Source organism: Amphritea pacifica (assembly GCF_016924145.1).
GTDB classification, from domain to species: domain Bacteria; phylum Pseudomonadota; class Gammaproteobacteria; order Pseudomonadales; family Balneatricaceae; genus Amphritea; species Amphritea pacifica.
In genome coordinates this window covers 1-323 of sequence record NZ_JAFFZO010000176.1, presented here as the reverse complement: position 1 = coordinate 323, position 323 = coordinate 1, and the positions used below count along the sequence as shown (strand labels likewise).

1 protein-coding gene is annotated in these 323 nt (G+C 61.6%); it reads left to right on the top strand.

Going from position 1 to position 323, the window contains the following annotated elements:
• Positions 1 to 26: 26 nt before the first annotated feature.
• On the top strand, positions 27 to 323 hold a 297-nt coding region (locus tag JW499_RS21970; protein ID WP_205212548.1), incomplete at its 3' end, for a hypothetical protein.

The window sequence follows — 323 nt, the reverse complement described above, 5'->3', positions numbered from 1 at the left end:
GTAAATCCCGTCTCTCAGGAGGGCGAATGACCAAAGAGACTCAATCAACAACTGTTTCAGCCACTGCTTCGCAGGCTGACGTTACTGACGTGGTGCCAGCGACGGAGGGCGAGAACGCCAGCGCGGCGCAGCCGGACGTGAACGCGCAGATCACCGCAGCGGTTGCGGCAGAAAACAGCCGCATTATGGGGATCCTCAACTGTGAGGAGGCTCACGGACGCGAAGAACAGGCACGCGTGCTGGCAGAAACCCCCGGTATGACCGTGAAAACGGCCCGCCGCATTCTGGCCGCAGCACCACAGAGTGCACAGGCGCGCAGTGAC